We start from the raw sequence: 15,614 nt of genomic DNA, 5'->3' as shown, positions 1-15,614 counted from the left end.
GATGGGAGGGGGAGGGTGGTATTCTGTCAATCCGCCCGATGGCGCTTCTTGCCCTCCAGCGCTGACAGCACGCCGCGCAGCGTGCGCAGTTCCTGGCTCGACCAGCCGGGCTTGGTCAGCAGCGTGCGCAGCGTGCGTTTGGTCGACGGCACCCGATCGGGTGGGAAATAATAACCCGATTCCTCGAGCATCGCGTCGAGCTGGCCGATCATCCCGTCCAGCTCCTCCTGCGGGGCAGGGGGATCGAGGTCGACGGCGGGCGGGCTTTCCAGCCCGACATGCTTCGACCACTCATAGGCGACGAGGATCACCGCTTGGGCAAGGTTGAGCGAACCGAATTCGGGGTTGATCGGCACGGTGACGATCGTCCGGGCGAGCGCGACATCGTCTGTCTCCAGCCCCGAACGTTCCGGCCCGAACAGGATCGCGCTGCGGCGCTGCGCCGCGTGGATTTCGCGGGCAGCGACCTCAGGTGTCACTACGGGCTTGGTGACGCCCCGCTTGCGCACGGTCGTCGCATACACATCGGCGCAGTCGGCCACTGCATCGGCGACGCTGTCGAACACCTGCGCGCGTTCCAGCACCAGATCGGCACCACTCGCCGCCGGCCCGGCTGACGGGTTGGGCCAGCCGTCGCGGGGGCTCACCAGCCGCATCTCGGTCAGGCCGAAGTTGAGCATGGCGCGGGCAGCCTTGCCGATATTTTCGCCCAACTGCGGGCGGACGAGCACGATGACGGGGGAATTCAACTTTTGCCGACCTCGCTGACATTGCCGGCGAAATCCTCGAAATCCTTCGCCTCGCGGAAATCCTTATACACGCTGGCAAAGCGGATATAGGCGACCGAATCCAGCCCCTTCAGCGCTTCCATTACCAGTTCACCGATCCGCTGCGAGGGGATTTCGCTGTCGCCGGTGGTTTCCAGCTGGCGCTGGATACCCGACACCAGCCGCTCGATCTGCGCGGGCAGGATCGGCCGCTTGCGGCAGGCGGTGGAGACCGAGCGCATCAACTTGTCGCGCTCGAACGGCTCACGCCGGTCACCGCTCTTCACGACGGTGAGGTCGCGCAACTGGATGCGCTCAAAGGTAGTGAAGCGCGCACCGCACGCCTCGCACTGTCGCCGCCGCCGGATAGCCGCCCCGTCGTCGGTGGGGCGGCTATCCTTTACCTGGCTGGCTTCGTTGGAGCAGAAGGGGCAGCGCATATCAGCCCTCTCTCCGCCGGGGAGAGGGAGGAGCCGCGAAGCGGCGGGGGGAGAGGGGCAGCGAGGGAAGAGGCGTCAGGCCCCTCTCCCCGGCCCTCTCCCCGCGAGCGGGGAGAGGGGTATACTGCATCAGCCGCCGTAGATCGGGAAGCGTTCGCACAGCGCGCGGACGCGGGCCTTCACATCGGCTTCGACGGCGGCGTCGCCTGCCTCGCCCTTTGCACGCAGGCCGTCGAGCACGTCGGCGACCATGTTGCCGATCTCGCGGAACTCGGCCGGGCCGAAGCCGCGGGTGGTGCCCGCGGGCGAGCCGACGCGGATGCCGCTGGTCTTGACCGGCGGCAGCGGATCGTTGGGGATACCGTTCTTGTTGCAGGTGATCGCGGCGCGCTCCAGCGCCTCGTCTGCGTCCTTGCCGGTCACGCCCAGCGGGGTCAGGTCGACCAGCGCGAGATGCGTGTCGGTACCGCCCGAGACGAGGTTCGCGCCGCGCTCCTTGAGAGTCGCGGCCAGCACCTTGGCGTTTTCGACGACGGCTGCGGCATAGCTCTTGAACTCAGGCCGCAGCGCTTCGCCGAACGCGACGGCCTTGGCGGCGATCACGTGCATCAGCGGACCGCCCTGCAGGCCCGGGAATACCGCCGAGTTGATCTTCTTGGCGATCGCCTCGTCATTCGTCATCACCATGCCGCCGCGGGGGCCGCGCAGCGTCTTGTGCGTGGTGGTGGTGACGACATGGGCATGGCCGAACGGCGTCGGGTGCACGCCGCCGGCGACCAGGCCGGCGAAGTGGGCCATGTCGACCATGAACAGCGCACCCACCTCATCCGCGATCGCGCGGAAGCGGGCGAAATCAATATGGCGCGGATAGGCCGAGCCGCCGGCGATGATGAGCGTCGGCTTGTGTTCCTTGGCCAGCCGCTCGACCTGGTCGAAGTCGATCAGGTGATCGTCGGGGCGCACGCCGTACTGGACGGCGTTGAACCACTTGCCGCTCATTGCCGCGCGGGCGCCGTGGGTCAGGTGGCCGCCGGCATCGAGGCTGAGGCCAAGGATCGTGTCGCCCGGCTTGGTCAGCGCCAGCATCACTGCGCCGTTCGCCTGCGCGCCCGAATGCGGCTGGACATTGGCGAAGCCGCAGCCGAACAGCTGCTTGGCGCGGTCGATCGCCAGCTGCTCGACTTCGTCGGACGGGTGGCAGCCCTGATAATAGCGTTTGCCGGGATAGCCCTCGGCGTACTTGTTAGTGAAGACCGAGCCCTGCGCCTCGAGCACCGCCTTGGAGACGATGTTTTCCGATGCGATCAGCTCGATCTGGTGCAGCTCGCGGTCGAGCTCGTGGGCAACGCCGGCGGCGATCGCCGGATCGCTTTCGGCGAGCGTCTTGGTGAAGAAGCCATCCGGCTGAAGGCCTGCCGTTACGGGGTTGGTGCTCATGCGGGGCTCCTTTCGGGGTTGCTCAGCTTGTCGACGCGACGCTGGTGCCGGTCGCCGAGGAAAGCCGTTTCAAGAAACGTGGTAATGCAGGCCTTGGCCATTTCGATACCGACCAGCCGCGCGCCCAAGGCTATCACATTGGCATCGTTGTGCTGGCGCGCAAGGCTGGCCGAAAGCGGTTCGGAAACCAGCGCACAGCGCGCAGCCGGGTTGCGGTTCACCGCAATGGAAATGCCGATACCCGATCCGCACAGCGCGACGCCGAAATCGGCTTCGCCGGCAGCAATGGCCGCGCCCAGGCGATAGCCGTAATCGGGATAGTCGACGCTTTCCGGCCCGTTGGTGCCCAGATCGCGGACGTCGTGGCCGGCGTCACGCAACCAATCGACGAGTTCTGCCTTCATGCCGAAGGCGGCGTGGTCCGAGGCGATGGCGATGCGGTGTTGCATGCCGCGCTCCCTACGCGCGCAAGGCGCCGATGGCTAGACGGTTGGGAGTACAGGATGGCGAAGAGGAAGTTTCTGCTGGTTCCGGCGCTGGTGTGGGCGGTGGCGGCCTGCTCGCCCGCCACGCAGGACCGCGTCGACAACGCGCTCGATAATAGCGGCGAGTCGTTCGACAATGCCGCCGATCGCCTTGGCACGCAGATCGACGACAAGATCGATCGGGCCGCACGCGCGCTACGCAATGGCGCTGACGATGCCGGTAATGCGATCGCCAATGGCGCGGACGACGCCAGCCGGGCGATCGACAACCGGACCCGCTAGGCCGGTCTAGGGCCGCGGCCGGCTCCCTGCCCCGGCGAGCCAGCCGCGCTGCCGCACCAGCGGCAGATGCCGCGCGCTGACCGGGACTTCGCGCCCGTCGGTCAGCCGCAGCAGCCAGCGCCTGCCTTCGCGATGCGCACCTGTGATGGCGGAGGCAGCCACCCAGATGCTGCGATGGACTTGCGCGCCATCTACCGCTGCCAGCTCGACGAGCGCGTCGCCAAACCGGTAGTGGACGAGGACGCTCGCATTGCCGCCATGCACCCGGCAATAATGGTCCTCAGCCTCGATTGCCGTCACCGCCTCCGGCGCGATCCGTGCCCGTGCGAGAAGACCGTCAGCGGGTATTTCCAGCGGCGGTTCCGGGGCATGGGGCGGCTCTTTCTGCTTCTGCGCCGGCCGCATTGCGCGCACGGTAATAAGGCAGACGCCCAGGGCCAGCATGCCGAAGGCCGCGGCGCGGGCCCAGACCAGGCCCGGCATGGTCGTAACCGACGCGCCCACCATCGTCGCGCACCAGATGATCTCGGCCGGTAGCGATGCGTTCAGCAAAACCGTGCCGAATAGCGATACCCGCAGCCAGTCGCTGGGACGTCGCACGAACAGCGCAAACAGAATCTGCCATTTGAGCGCGTTCCAGCCCATCAGCAGTAACCAAAACCCGGCGCGTTGTGCCGGCGGCAGGCTGTCGGTGCGGAATCCCCCGGTTACGATCATCACCCCGGCCAGCGCGCCGCAGGCAATCCATAGCAAGGGGAAGCCGGGAGGCCGCGGCCAGCGCGTTGCACGTTTCGCGAAAGCGGAAGCGCGTTTCGCGAAATCGCGCTTGCCGACAGCCGGGGCGCGGCGAAGCAAGGGAAGGGAAACGGCGCGCATGGCGACACGCTGCCACTGCCCGCGCCGGTCGACAACATCGTTGCGAAAGGAGGTATCTGCATGCGCCGCTTTATTCATGGGCTTATGTCGTTTCTGGCTGGTTGCCTGGTGCCGGCCGTTGCGCAGGCGCAGGCCGCAGACACGGCGGCGATCGCTGCGCAACAGACCGCGCTCCACAAGCTCGACTGGATGCGCGGGCGTTGGCGCGGAACCGCAGAGACAATGACGCCCGCTGGCCTGCTGAAGATGATTCAGACCGAACGGATCGGCGCGATGCTCGACGGAACGCTGCTGGTTATCGAAGGCAAGTCGTGGCGGGAGGACGGCAGCGCGCCGTTCCACGCCTTTGCCGTGCTCTCCTATGACAGTCATACGCAGAAATATACGCTTACCAGCTATGCTCAGGGACGCTCGGGCAGTTTCCCCTTCACGCTGACTGACACCGGCTATGTGTGGGAAACCCCCGCCGGTCCCAATGCCGTCGTCCGATACACTGCGACGCTCGTGAACGGCGTGTACACGGAGGTTGGGGACTTCCGGATGGAGGGCCAGCCGCCGCGACGGTTTTTCACTATGTCACTACGCCGAATTGGGGACACGGACTGGCCAGCGGCTGGCGGAGTCCCGCCTAAGGATTGATTTCCCGGCCGCACTGTCACAAGGCTGCAAAGCTTTTGTCACAGGGGAGAGGTGTGGCTCGCCGGACGTTGCGTCCGGCGACCTGTCGCCGGGAGTTGTCTGGAATGTCGAGTGTTGCCAAGGCGCCGAAAAATGGTGCTGTCCGGGGTGCGGTGCACCGCCACGAGCATCTTACCAAGGAAGGCCTTCTCGAGCGCGCCTTCACCTTCGCGTTCCGCGGCCTCGTCTATGCGCAGATCTGGGAAGACCCGCTGATCGACATGGAGGCGCTGGAGATCCAGCCCGACAGCCATATCGTCACGATCGCGTCGGGCGGCTGCAACGTCTATTCCTATCTGACCGCCAACCCGGCGAAGATCACGGCGGTGGACCTGAACCCCGCGCACATCGCGCTCAATCGGCTCAAGCAGCAGGCAGCGCTGCACCTGCCCGATTATGCGGCGTTCCATCGCTTCTTCGGCCTGGCCAACCGCCCCGAAAATATCGAGGCGTACAAGACCTATATACGCCCGCATCTCGACGACACGTCGCGCGCCTATTGGGAAGGCCGCGCGCCGAACGGCGTCCGCCGGATCAACGGGTTCAAGACCGGCTTTTATCGGCAGGGCCTGCTCGGCCGGCTGATCGGCTTCGTGCATTGGCTCGCGCACCGCTATGGCATCGATCCCAACGAGATGCTGAAGGCCCATTCGATCGAAGAACAGCGCGAAATTTTCGAGACGCACTTCGCGCCCTTTTTCGAAAAGAAGTTCCTGCGCTGGCTGGTCGATCAGCCGGCCGCGCTTTTCGGATTCGGCATTCCGCCGGCGCAGTACGACCTGCTCAAGGTGGACGATCAGGCGGGCATCACCGGCGCGCTCAAGAGCCGGCTGCGCAAGCTGGCCTGCGACTTCGACCTGAAGGACAATTTCTACGCCTGGCAGGCGTTCGGCCGCGGCTATGGCGAGCATGAAGGCGCGCCGCTGCCGCCCTATCTCGAGCGCAAGAATTACGAGGCGGTGCGCGAGCGTGCCGACCGGGTGGAAATCCGCCACACCAACTATGCCGACTATCTCGAATCGATGCCGGCCCAGTCGCTTGATCGTTTCATCCTGCTCGATGCGCAGGACTGGATGACGGACGAGCAGCTTACGCGCATCTGGACCGAGATCACCCGCACCGCCAAGCCGGGCGCGCGCGTGCTCTACCGCACCGCCGCCGTGCCGGACGTGGTGCGCGGGCATATTCCCGACGCGCTGCTGAACCAGTGGGAATATGCGCCGCAGGACAAGCTCGACGACTGGAACCGCCGTGACCGCTCCTCGGTCTATGGCGCAGTCCATCTCTGGACGCTGAAGCCGCACGCATGACCGCCGGTGCAGGGGCGTCCGGGGGCGCCGACCAGAAGGGGTTGATGGACGCAACCTATGCGCTCCATCGCCACTTCTACGACTTCACGCGCAAATTCTATCTGCTCGGCCGCGACCGGCTGATCCGCGATCTGGCGCCGCCGCCCGGCGGCACTGTCCTGGAAGTCGGCTGCGGCACGGCCCGCAACCTGATCGTTGCCGCAAAACATTGGCCTAACGCCCGTTTCCACGGCTTCGACATCAGCGAGGCGATGCTGGGCACCGCGCGCAAATCGGTGGCGAAGCACGGCCTCTCGGACAAGATTACGCTGGCGCAGGGGGATGCCGGTGCGTTCGACGTGAAGGCGCTGTTCGGGCTGGATCAGGTCGACCGCGTGTTCATGAGCTACACGCTGTCGATGATTCCGCCGTGGAAGGAAGCGATCGCACTGGGGGCAAAGGCACTGGCGCCAGGCGGCAGCCTGCACATCGTTGATTTCGGCCAGTATGAGCGCCTGCCGGGCTTCGCCAAGCGTTTCCACTTCAAGTCGCTCAACGACTTTCACGTCTATCCCCGCGCCGATCTGCGCGAGGTAGTCGAAGCGGTTGCGGCAGAGCAGGGGCTGATCGCCGAGTTCCGCGCGTCGCTGCGTGGCTATGTGTGGAGCGCTGGCCTGCGGCGCCCTGCCTGACCCCCCTATCGCCTGCCATGCAGATGCCGTGTTATACCCCTGCGGTATGAACCAGCAGGTCCGTGTCACATCCTCCAGGGAATGGGCGTCGCCGTTCACGGCGAAAGACTTCCTGCACATGCTCGAACTGGGGGCGTTCGAGGATATGCGGGCAGAGCTGGTCGGGGGAGAAATCGAAAAAATGATGCCGGCCGACTGGGCGCATGGCGAACTCGTAATTCGCCTGAGCGCACTGCTATTTCCGCACCTGCAAGCCGCAGGGACGATGGCAGGGGCCGATGTTGTCCTGCGCATTGATGACCACACGGTTCGGGCTTTTGATATCGCTGTGGTGCGGCCCGGCATCCGTCCGCAAAAAGCGCTCGATCCGAAGGACGTGCTGTTCGGAATTGAAATCGCCGAGACTACGCAGCGGCGGGATCTGGGTGAGAAGCGCGAAGAATATGGCGCGGCCGGTATTCCAGCCTATTGGGTTGTGGACAGTGTGGCGCGCGTCACTCACTGTTTCATCCTGAATGCTAGCGGTAGCGCCTACGACGACGCTGTCGTCGTACCATTCGGCCAGCCGATGGACGTACCCGGACTCGGCGGTTCGATCACTATCGACTGATCAAGCCGCCCGGCGCAGTTCCAGCCGGCCCCATATCTCCACCAGCGCATCTACCAGCTCGCGCATCATTGCTTCGTCATGCGCAGGGCCGGGTGTGAAGCGCAGCCGCTCGGTGCCGCGCGGTACGGTCGGGTAATTGATCGGCTGCACATACACGCCATATTCGGCGAGTAATATGTCGCTGATCTTCTTGGCCTTTACCGGGTCGCCCACCATCAGCGGCACGATGTGCGTCGTCGACGGCAGCACTGGTAGCCCGGCATCCGTCATCAGCCGCTTGAGCGTGGCAGCGGCGGCCTGCTGGCCGTCACGTTCGGCGCTCGATCCCTTCAGGTGGCGCACGCTTGCGAGCGCGCCTGCCACCAGCACCGGCGACAGCGAGGTGGTGAAAATGAAGCCCGGCGCATAGCTGCGGATCACGTCGATGATTACCTGGTCGGCGGCGATATAGCCGCCCATCACGCCGAACGCCTTGCCCAGCGTGCCTTCGATGATCGTCAGCCGGTGCGCGACTTCGTCGCGCTCCGAAATGCCGCCGCCGCGGGCACCGTACATGCCGACCGCATGGACCTCGTCGAGATAGGTCAGCGCGTTGTACTTGTCCGCCAGGTCGCAGATTTCAGCGATCGGCGCGATGTCGGCGTCCATCGAATAGACGCTCTCGAACGCGATCAGCTTCGGCAGCGAGGGATCGTCGGCGGCCAGCAGTTCCTCCAGGTGGGCGAGGTCGTTGTGGCGCCACACGCGCTTCTCGCAGCCCGAATTGCGGATGCCGGCGATCATCGAGGCGTGGTTGAGTTCGTCGGAATAGACGATGCAGCCCGGCATCACCTTGGCGAGTGTCGACAGCGTTGCTTCGTTCGAGACATAGCCCGACGTGAAGAGCAGCGCGTTCTCCTTGCCGTGCAGATCGGCCAGCTCGCGCTCGAGGTCGATATGGTAATGCGTGTTGCCGCCGATATTGCGGGTACCGCCGGAGCCGGCGCCGACATCGTGCAGTGCCTCTTCCATCGCGGCGATCACCTTTGGGTGCTGCCCCATCGCCAGATAGTCGTTCGAGCACCACACCGTGATCGGCTTCGGACCGTTATGGCCGGCGAAGCAGCGCGCATTGGGGAACATCCCCTTGTTGCGCAGAATGTCGATGAAGACCCGGTAGCGCCCCTCGGCATGGAGGCGGTCGATGGCCTGGGTGAAGACCCGGGTATAGTCGACCACGGGCACGGGGGCGTCTTCGCGCTGCATGGGAAACTCCTCTACGCCCAAAAACATGGCAATTCCAGCACGTGAACCCCCGTAATTTGACGGCATCTCCGCTGCGGGGGAATAGGCGGACCGTTGCATCCAACATAGCCGTAGATTCCCCAATGGCACCGCTTGCCCACGCGCGTGAATTTGAAAATTCCGAAGACTGTGATTGCGCCGGTGTACAAAGAACCCCGATTTATGGGGGACTTATGGTATAGACGGTCCCATCGCGAGCGACTCGGTAAACTCAAGCGAGTTCGCGACTGAGAGACGTTGCGTGCTCCCGCTTGCAGACGGAGGGCGGCGTATGAAGACGAGCGATATCGAATATTATCGGCGGCGCGAGCGGCAGGAACGCGAGACTGCAGCGCGTTGCGGCGATTCGTCGGCGCGACTGGTCCATCTGGAAATGGCAGACCGTTATTCAGCGCTTGCCCGTCAGATGCCGGTGCAGAGCGTGGCCGCGTTCTGATCTAGAGCTGCTCGATAAGGCCAAGACCGAAACGGGTCAGCGCGGGCGCGAGGGCGTCGGTTTTGGCCGAACGGGCGGTAAAGACTGCCCGGCCCGGCTTGGGGTTATCGGGCCAGTCCTGCCCCTCGGTGAGGTGGACGACGCGCCGCGCTATCCCCGGGCCGCCGTCCACGAATTGGATGCCTGACGGCGCCACTGCGCGAAGCTCGTCTTCCAGCAGCGGAAAGTGCGTGCAGGCATTGACGATCACGTCGACGGCATTGCCGCCCGGCTGCGCAAGCAGGCCTTGCAACTCCGTGGCGACTGCCTCGGGCGCTACGTCGCGACCGGCGAGCTTTTCTTCCGCCAGTTCCACCAGCGCTGCCGATCCATAGCGCAGCACGGTACAATCCGCGGCGAACCGAGCAGCGAGATAGTCGACATAGGGCTGGCGAACCGTAGCAGCTGTACCAAGTACGCCGATGACTCGGGTACGGCTCGCCGCGGCGGCCAGCTTGATTGCGGGTACGGTGCCGACGATCGGCACGTCGAGTGCGGCGCGGACATGCTGGAGCGCGATGGTGGAGGCGGTGTTGCACGCGATCACGATCAGGCGCGGGTCATAGCGTTCGGCCAGTCGACCGAGCAGCGCCGGCACCCGTGCCGCGATTTCCCCTTCGCTCTTGATGCCGTAGGGAAAGCCTGCGGAATCGGCGACATAGACCAGTGGTGCGCGCGGTAGCAGTGCAGCCGTTGGGGCGAGGACGGACAGGCCGCCGACGCCGGAATCGAAGAACAGGATCGGGCGGTTATCGGCCATCGCGGATGGCAATGGCGGTGTGGTAATGCGGGGTCAACCATTACCCGCCTGCAACGGCTGATCCAGATCATTGCAAGAACGGGGGGGCGGGGCTATGCAGCTTCGTGCAAGGGGGGTGTTTTGCCTAGCGACGTTCCATGGCTTGCGCCCCTCGGGGTCCTGCTTCTCGGTTATTTTCTGGGGTCGGTTCCGTTCGGGGTGCTGCTGACGCGCATCGCCGGCGCGGGCGACCTGCGCCAGATCGGTTCGGGCAATATCGGCGCAACGAATGTGCTGCGTACCGGCCGCAAGGGGCTGGCGGCGGCGACGCTGCTGCTGGATCTGGGCAAGGGCGCAGCGGCGGTGTTGCTGGGTGCGACGTTACTCCCCGATGGCGGCGTTCTGGCGGGGACGGCCGCGTTTTTCGGCCATTGTTATCCGCTGTGGCTGAAGTTCCGTGGCGGCAAGGGCGTGGCGACGCTGATGGGCGTGGTCGTGGCGCTCCACTGGCCATGTGGCCTGGTCTATGCTGCGGTTTGGCTGGGTCTGCTGGCGATCCTTCGCATTTCCTCGCTGGCGGGCATGTCGGCGGCGATCAGCGCGCCGGTAAGCGCCGCATTCTTTGGCAGGATTGATCTGGTGCTCGTGCTACTGGCCTTGGCGCTCATCGTGCTCTGGAAGCACCGCGACAATATCGATAGACTGTTGAGCGGCAGCGAGCCGCGGATCGGTAGCAAGAAAGGTGCCTGACCTGCGCGAAGCGCGGCTGCGACTGCTGCGTTCCGCCAATGTCGGCCCTGTCACCTATGTTCAGCTGATAGCACGCTTCGGCTCGGCGGAGGCGGCGCTGGAGGCTCTGCCGATGCTGGCGGCCCGCGGGGGCGGACGTGCGCCGGTGATTGCCGATTCCGGCCTCGTGCGGCGGGAGATCGCCCTCGTCGAGCGGTTGGGCGCGCGCTACCTGTTTCTCGACGATGCAGGCTATCCGCCGCTGCTGGCGGCTCTCGAAAATGCACCGCCTGCGCTCATCCTGCGCGGCGACGATTCGCTACTGCGGCGCCCTTGCGTAGCGATGGTGGGTGCGCGCAACGCATCCGCCGCAGCCTGCCGTTTTGCACGCCAGCTGGCGCAGCAATTGTCCGACCGGGAGGTGACCGTCGTCTCCGGTCTGGCCCGCGGTATCGACACGGCTGCGCATATGGGGTCGCTGGCGGGCGGAACGGTGGGGGTTATCGCCAGCGGCATCGACATCGCCTTCCCGCCGGAGAACGCGGCGCTGCAGGAACAGGTGGCGGAGCGCGGCCTGCTGCTGGCTGAGCAGCCCCCGGGCACCGAGCCGCTCGCGCGCTTCTTCCCGGCCCGCAACCGCATCATCGCCGGGCTCGCGCTGGGGACCGTAGTCGTTGAAGCTGCGCCTCGATCGGGCAGCCTCATCACTGCGCGGATCGCAGCTGAGGCGGGGCGTGAGGTGATGGCGGTTCCTGGTTCTCCGCTCGATCCCCGTGCGCAGGGATGCAATCTGCTGATCCGCGAAGGGGCGACCCTGGTGCAATCGGCGGATGATATATGGGAGGCGATTTCGCCGCTCGATCCGCGCGCGGTGCGTTCGCCGTCCCGACCCTTCCACGGCCCGCCCCCCGAAGACGCCACCGATCCGGAACGCGAGCGGGTTCGTGCGCTGCTGGGGCCGGTGCCGGTCGCCGTCGACGAACTGATCCGCCAGGCCCAGCTTTCTCCCGCAGTGGTGCAGACCGTGTTGCTCGAACTGGAACTTGCCGGTCAGCTCGAGCGTCATGCGGGGGCGCGGGTTTCCCTCCGATACGCCGGCTGAACGGCGCCCTATCTGCAGGCATCTGCATGCTGTTGCATAAATGCTGCACTGCGACACTTTGTAGCGGTGGGCGAAACCTTCGCGTGCTGGCGGGGTTGGGGACGGGCCACGACGCTCCAACCAAGGGATTTGAGTATGCGTAAAGTGTTTTTCGTTGCAATCGCCGCGCTCGGCATGTCGGCCCAGGCCGCCTATGCGCAGGACGATGCCTCCGCCACTTCGTCGAACGGCACCAGCTTCCGCGGTATTCGGCTCGAAGCCAATGCAGGCGGGGACCGGTTCCAGTCGCAGGGCGTTCACAACGACAAGTTCGGCTATGGCGGCACCGTTGGTTTCGACGGGCAGATCGGCAGCCGCGTGGTCGTGGGCGCCGAAGGCAGCTTCTGGCGTGCCAATGACTGGACCGAAAATTGCTCGGCCGTCAGCGGCGGCAGCGTTTGTCACAAGTCGTTCGAGGAATGGGGCGCGGCCGTGCGCGCCGGCGTGCTGGTAAGCCCGCAACTGCTCGTCTTCGCCAAGGGTGGCTATGTCACCAACGAGCAGCGCAAGCGTCTCAGCGTGCCGACCGGCGGCTACTATGACCATTTCAATACCGATGGCTATCAGGTCGGTGGCGGCGTCGAATATTCGCTGACCGGCGAACAGACCCGGATGCCGATCTACACGAACATCCAGTATGTCTATTCGCAGTATAACGATCACACCTCGCGTCAGCGTGTGATGGCGGGCGTGGGCATCCGCTTCAAATAAGCTGTTGCGGGACAGAGGAGCGGGCGCGGCGATGCTGCGCCCGCCCCTTTGCCATGGGGTCAGCGAAGCCTCAGCGTGTCGCTGAAATAGGCGAGGATTCCGTCCTGAATCAGCAGCTGTCCCGGTCCCAGCTTGGAAAGCGCGTATAGGGTGCCCACAGCAAGCGACCCGAGGATCGAAAGCGCCGCGAATCCCCATACCGTGCGGGGCCCGGGTGAAGGGCTGCCTTGTCCGATTGCGATCAGGCCCGAAAAGGCGAGAAATTCGATCAACGGGTAGAAGTCTAGCCGGTAACGGAAGCACATGCTGATCGCCGTCAGCATCAGCAGCGCAGGGATCGACAAGCCTACAGCAAGTGCGATCGACTGCGCACGACCTCGCCCGGCGTTTCGCCACCATGCGAGCAGCGCGACTGCCCCCAGCAGCAACAGCAGCGGATCGGTCAGCAGGAAGCTGCTGGGCGGCAGTTCGGCCGAATCGATCAGCCGCTCGCGCGTGGAAGCGAGCAGCAGCGTGCCGTCGGCAGCGTGCAGCACCCAGACCGGAAACAGATAATAGACGAGGCCGAACGGGATCCGTTGAAGGTTGAACAGCCCGTACTGCGCGGTCCGTGCCAACCGGTCGGGATAGTCGATATTGTAGTTGTAATGCTGATAGTCGGCGAATGTCAGAGGGTTGCCCCAGCGGGCATAATTTACGCCCGCGGTCGCAAGTCCGAGCAGGGCTAGCAGCAGCAGCGGTGCCGCCGTCAGCGCCGCGAATGCGCGCAGATTGCGGCGCTGGCGGAAAAGTTCGACGGCGAGCAATGCAACCAGCGCTGCGATCAGCCCGATTCCGGTGGACACGCGGGTCAGCAACGCTGCTCCGGCCGCGGCCGCCATCACCAGCAGCTCGATCCGTCCCAGTCCGCGCAGAGCAGCGGAAATGGCTGCTGCCACGAACAGGGCACCGCACAAGGCCGCCCACAGACATACCTCCTGATACAGGCTGAATCGCAGGAAGCACACCTGTGCACCGGACAATAGCAGTACGATCCTGCAGGCGCGTCCCAGCCATGCGGGGATCGCCGGAAAGGCGTCAAGTATTCGCTGCAGCGTCCAAAGCTTGGTTCGGACCATCATCAGGATCGCAACGATCGAATAGGGCAGCGTGAAATCCAGCCTCTGCCAGCCGGGAAATACCAGCATCGGCAAGCGAAGCAGTGCCGGCAGCACGCCCCAATAGGCATAGGTCCTGCCGCCGATCGTAAAGCCTTCGCGCTCGACTACCGCCGGGTCGATGTCGAACCGGCCAACCAGCAGGTGTGCCAGCATGTCGTTGAAGGTGAAATTGAGCGGTTGTGCCGCCGGTGTCACCAGCAATGCCATCGCTGCACAAAACAACAGCACGCCGAGCGCGCCGGCACCCAATAGCAGCGGGCGGCGATAGTGGAACGACGAGGCGGCCGGGCTATGGTCTGCGGGCATCATCGGTATCGGTTTGCCGTCTGCGCCTTGGAACGGCAAGGCACTGGCAAGCGCCGCCTGACATCCTACATCGCTGCCGCACCCAACCGTAAGGATCTTGAAGATGGCCGACGCACCCGATCCCGCGAACAACTTGCCTGCCGGTTATGTGCCCCCCACGGTCTGGGAATGGGCACCCGGCAATGGCGGCCAGTTCGCCAATATCAACCGGCCGGTCTCGGGCGCTACGCATGAGAAGGAACTGCCGGTCGGTAGCCACCCGATCCAGCTCTACTCGCTGGGCACGCCCAATGGGCAGAAGGTGACGATCCTGCTGGAGGAACTGCTCGCCGCCGGCCATACGGCCGCCGAATATGATGCGTGGCTGATCAATATCGGCCAGGGTGACCAGTTCGGCAGCGGCTTCGTCGCGATCAATCCCAATTCGAAAATCCCGGCGATGGTCGACCACTCGGTCACACCCGCGCTGCCCATCTTCGAAAGCGGCGCGATGATGCTCTACCTTGCCGAAAAGTTCGGCGCCTTCCTGCCGACGGACACGGCGAAGCGCGCGCAGACGCTCAGCTGGCTGATGTGGCAGATGGGCTCGGCACCGTTTCTGGGCGGCGGCTTCGGCCATTTCTTCGCCTACGCGCCGATCAAGATTCAGTATGCGATCGACCGCTATGCAATGGAGGCGAAGCGCCAGCTTCATGTGCTGGACACGCATCTGGCCAGCAACCGCCACATGGTAGGCGAGGATTATACGATTGCCGACATGGCGATCTTCCCCTGGTATGGCGCAGTAGTGCGGGGGGAGACCTATGCCGGCGCTGATGTGTTCCTGAACGCAGCAGAATATCCGAACGTCCAGCGCTGGGCCGCTGAGATCGCTGATCGCGAGCCGGTGCGGCGCGGCCGGCTGGTCAATCGCGGCATGGGCCCGGAGGACCGGCGCGTTCCCGAGCGGCATGACGCAAAGGACATCGACGTGGTGCTGGAGCGCATCCGCGCCGCCGAGCCGGCTTGATTCACGCCGCTCCCCCGGTCCTCTGCCGGGGGAGCGGCGCTACCTCACTTGGCGGGCATGCAGACGCCCTTTTCGAGCTCCAGATCGGAAACCGCGCGATATTTGGCGACATAGGCTGCCCATGCGGCATCCTGCTTGTCCCGCGGAACATAGTCGCCGGTTGCGAAGGTCATCACTTCTTGGGCCGATTCGACCAGCTTGCCGTCCGGACCTGCGACCAGCACCGGCGCCACGCGCTGGTCGATCTTGAAGCCATGGGTCTGGTACCAGTTGATATGCGCGGCAACGGCAGCACGGAAGTCCGCCATGGTCGCGCCGGCCTTGAGCTTGGACAGGCGCATGCGGGTCATTTCGCCGCTGCCGCAGGGGTTGTCCTGCGCGAAAGCCTGGGTGGAAACCAGCAGCGCAGCAACGCCGAGCGCGGTCTTGAACATATGTCGCATCGCTTACTCCCGTGTTGTTAAGCCAGCGTAACCTTAATGCCCATTGTGTCTCCGCCATGAC

At 64.9% G+C, this 15,614-nt stretch carries 19 protein-coding genes; 10 read left to right on the top strand and 9 right to left on the bottom strand.

What is annotated here, in order from left to right; genetic code table 11:
- Nucleotides 1-26: 26 nt before the first annotated feature.
- From ACT53M_RS04640 to rpiB, 4 genes are all read right to left on the bottom strand, one after another.
- Nucleotides 27-749: an RNA methyltransferase gene (locus tag ACT53M_RS04640; protein ID WP_476231790.1), complete on the bottom strand. Its 723-nt coding sequence runs from the start codon at nt 747-749 to the stop codon at nt 27-29.
- Nucleotides 746-1,207: a transcriptional regulator NrdR gene (gene nrdR / locus ACT53M_RS04635; RefSeq protein WP_476226694.1), complete on the bottom strand. Its 462-nt coding sequence runs from the start codon at nt 1,205-1,207 to the stop codon at nt 746-748. Before nrdR ends, ACT53M_RS04640 begins: the two co-directional genes overlap by 4 nt.
- 129 nt (nt 1,208-1,336) lie before the next feature.
- Complete coding sequence (gene glyA / locus ACT53M_RS04630; protein ID WP_476231789.1) at nt 1,337-2,644, bottom strand: serine hydroxymethyltransferase; 1,308 nt, start codon at nt 2,642-2,644, stop codon at nt 1,337-1,339.
- Nucleotides 2,641-3,093, bottom strand: a complete 453-nt coding sequence (gene rpiB, locus ACT53M_RS04625) for a ribose 5-phosphate isomerase B (protein ID WP_476231788.1) — start codon at nt 3,091-3,093, stop codon at nt 2,641-2,643. The genes glyA and rpiB overlap by 4 nt, the downstream gene beginning before the upstream one ends.
- A gap of 54 nt (nt 3,094-3,147) precedes the next feature.
- On the opposite strand from rpiB, the gene ACT53M_RS04620 reads away from it, so the two are divergent.
- A complete protein-coding gene (locus tag ACT53M_RS04620) occupies nt 3,148-3,411 on the top strand; it encodes a hypothetical protein (RefSeq protein WP_476231787.1) in 264 nt (87 codons plus the stop codon).
- Nucleotides 3,412-3,417: 6 nt separating this feature from the next.
- Here the strand turns inward: ACT53M_RS04620 and ACT53M_RS04615 are convergent, their stop codons facing one another.
- The gene (locus ACT53M_RS04615; protein ID WP_476231786.1) at nt 3,418-4,128 is read right to left on the bottom strand and encodes a LytTR family DNA-binding domain-containing protein; all 711 of its coding nucleotides are present in this window, start codon (nt 4,126-4,128) and stop codon (nt 3,418-3,420) included.
- A gap of 219 nt (nt 4,129-4,347) precedes the next feature.
- On the opposite strand from ACT53M_RS04615, the gene ACT53M_RS04610 reads away from it, so the two are divergent.
- The 4 genes from ACT53M_RS04610 to ACT53M_RS04595 all read left to right on the top strand — a co-directional run bounded on the left by ACT53M_RS04610 (nt 4,348) and on the right by ACT53M_RS04595 (nt 7,556).
- Nucleotides 4,348-4,926 carry a lipocalin/fatty acid-binding family protein gene (locus tag ACT53M_RS04610; protein WP_476231785.1) on the top strand — a complete coding sequence of 193 codons (579 nt, stop codon included), beginning with the start codon at nt 4,348-4,350 and terminating at the stop codon, nt 4,924-4,926.
- A 104-nt stretch (nt 4,927-5,030) separates the two neighbouring features.
- The gene (locus tag ACT53M_RS04605) at nt 5,031-6,275 is read left to right on the top strand and encodes a BtaA family protein (protein ID WP_476231783.1); all 1,245 of its coding nucleotides are present in this window, start codon (nt 5,031-5,033) and stop codon (nt 6,273-6,275) included.
- A complete protein-coding gene (locus tag ACT53M_RS04600; protein ID WP_476231782.1) occupies nt 6,272-6,946 on the top strand; it encodes a class I SAM-dependent methyltransferase in 675 nt (224 codons plus the stop codon). Before ACT53M_RS04605 ends, ACT53M_RS04600 begins: the two co-directional genes overlap by 4 nt.
- A gap of 46 nt (nt 6,947-6,992) precedes the next feature.
- The gene (locus ACT53M_RS04595; RefSeq protein ID WP_476231780.1) at nt 6,993-7,556 is read left to right on the top strand and encodes a Uma2 family endonuclease; all 564 of its coding nucleotides are present in this window, start codon (nt 6,993-6,995) and stop codon (nt 7,554-7,556) included.
- Here the strand turns inward: ACT53M_RS04595 and hemA are convergent, their stop codons facing one another.
- The gene (gene hemA / locus ACT53M_RS04590) at nt 7,557-8,801 is read right to left on the bottom strand and encodes a 5-aminolevulinate synthase (RefSeq protein WP_476231779.1); all 1,245 of its coding nucleotides are present in this window, start codon (nt 8,799-8,801) and stop codon (nt 7,557-7,559) included.
- Between the two features lie 310 nt (nt 8,802-9,111).
- Here hemA and ACT53M_RS04585 point away from each other — a divergent pair, with 310 nt between their 5' ends.
- Nucleotides 9,112-9,276 carry a hypothetical protein gene (locus tag ACT53M_RS04585; protein WP_476231778.1) on the top strand — a complete coding sequence of 55 codons (165 nt, stop codon included), beginning with the start codon at nt 9,112-9,114 and terminating at the stop codon, nt 9,274-9,276.
- Nucleotide 9,277: 1 nt separating this feature from the next.
- Here the strand turns inward: ACT53M_RS04585 and murI are convergent, their stop codons facing one another.
- On the bottom strand, nt 9,278-10,075 hold the full coding sequence (gene murI / locus ACT53M_RS04580) for a glutamate racemase (protein ID WP_476231777.1): 798 nt from the start codon (nt 10,073-10,075) through the stop codon (nt 9,278-9,280).
- Between the two features lie 159 nt (nt 10,076-10,234).
- On the opposite strand from murI, the gene plsY reads away from it, so the two are divergent.
- The 3 genes from plsY to ACT53M_RS04565 all read left to right on the top strand — a co-directional run bounded on the left by plsY (nt 10,235) and on the right by ACT53M_RS04565 (nt 12,635).
- The gene (gene plsY / locus ACT53M_RS04575) at nt 10,235-10,804 is read left to right on the top strand and encodes a glycerol-3-phosphate 1-O-acyltransferase PlsY (protein ID WP_476232393.1); all 570 of its coding nucleotides are present in this window, start codon (nt 10,235-10,237) and stop codon (nt 10,802-10,804) included.
- On the top strand, nt 10,797-11,885 hold the full coding sequence (dprA, locus tag ACT53M_RS04570; protein WP_476231776.1) for a DNA-processing protein DprA: 1,089 nt from the start codon (nt 10,797-10,799) through the stop codon (nt 11,883-11,885). Before plsY ends, dprA begins: the two co-directional genes overlap by 8 nt.
- Nucleotides 11,886-12,020: 135 nt before the next feature.
- The gene (locus tag ACT53M_RS04565; protein WP_476231775.1) at nt 12,021-12,635 is read left to right on the top strand and encodes an outer membrane protein; all 615 of its coding nucleotides are present in this window, start codon (nt 12,021-12,023) and stop codon (nt 12,633-12,635) included.
- A 59-nt stretch (nt 12,636-12,694) separates the two neighbouring features.
- Here ACT53M_RS04565 and ACT53M_RS04560 read toward each other — a convergent pair whose 3' ends face one another.
- Nucleotides 12,695-14,104 carry a hypothetical protein gene (locus ACT53M_RS04560; RefSeq protein WP_476231773.1) on the bottom strand — a complete coding sequence of 470 codons (1,410 nt, stop codon included), beginning with the start codon at nt 14,102-14,104 and terminating at the stop codon, nt 12,695-12,697.
- A gap of 100 nt (nt 14,105-14,204) precedes the next feature.
- On the opposite strand from ACT53M_RS04560, the gene yghU reads away from it, so the two are divergent.
- Nucleotides 14,205-15,110, top strand: a complete 906-nt coding sequence (gene yghU / locus ACT53M_RS04555; protein ID WP_476231772.1) for a glutathione-dependent disulfide-bond oxidoreductase — start codon at nt 14,205-14,207, stop codon at nt 15,108-15,110.
- 44 nt (nt 15,111-15,154) lie between these two features.
- Here the strand turns inward: yghU and ACT53M_RS04550 are convergent, their stop codons facing one another.
- Nucleotides 15,155-15,553, bottom strand: coding sequence for a hypothetical protein (locus tag ACT53M_RS04550; protein WP_476231771.1), 399 nt, complete (start codon nt 15,551-15,553; stop codon nt 15,155-15,157).
- Nucleotides 15,554-15,614: the final 61 nt, after the last annotated feature.

The sequence above is a fragment of the Sphingomonas sp. DMC6 genome (assembly GCF_056314225.1).
The sequence above is the reverse complement of the archived record's forward strand: the minus strand, read 5'-3'. Positions and strand labels throughout refer to the sequence as shown.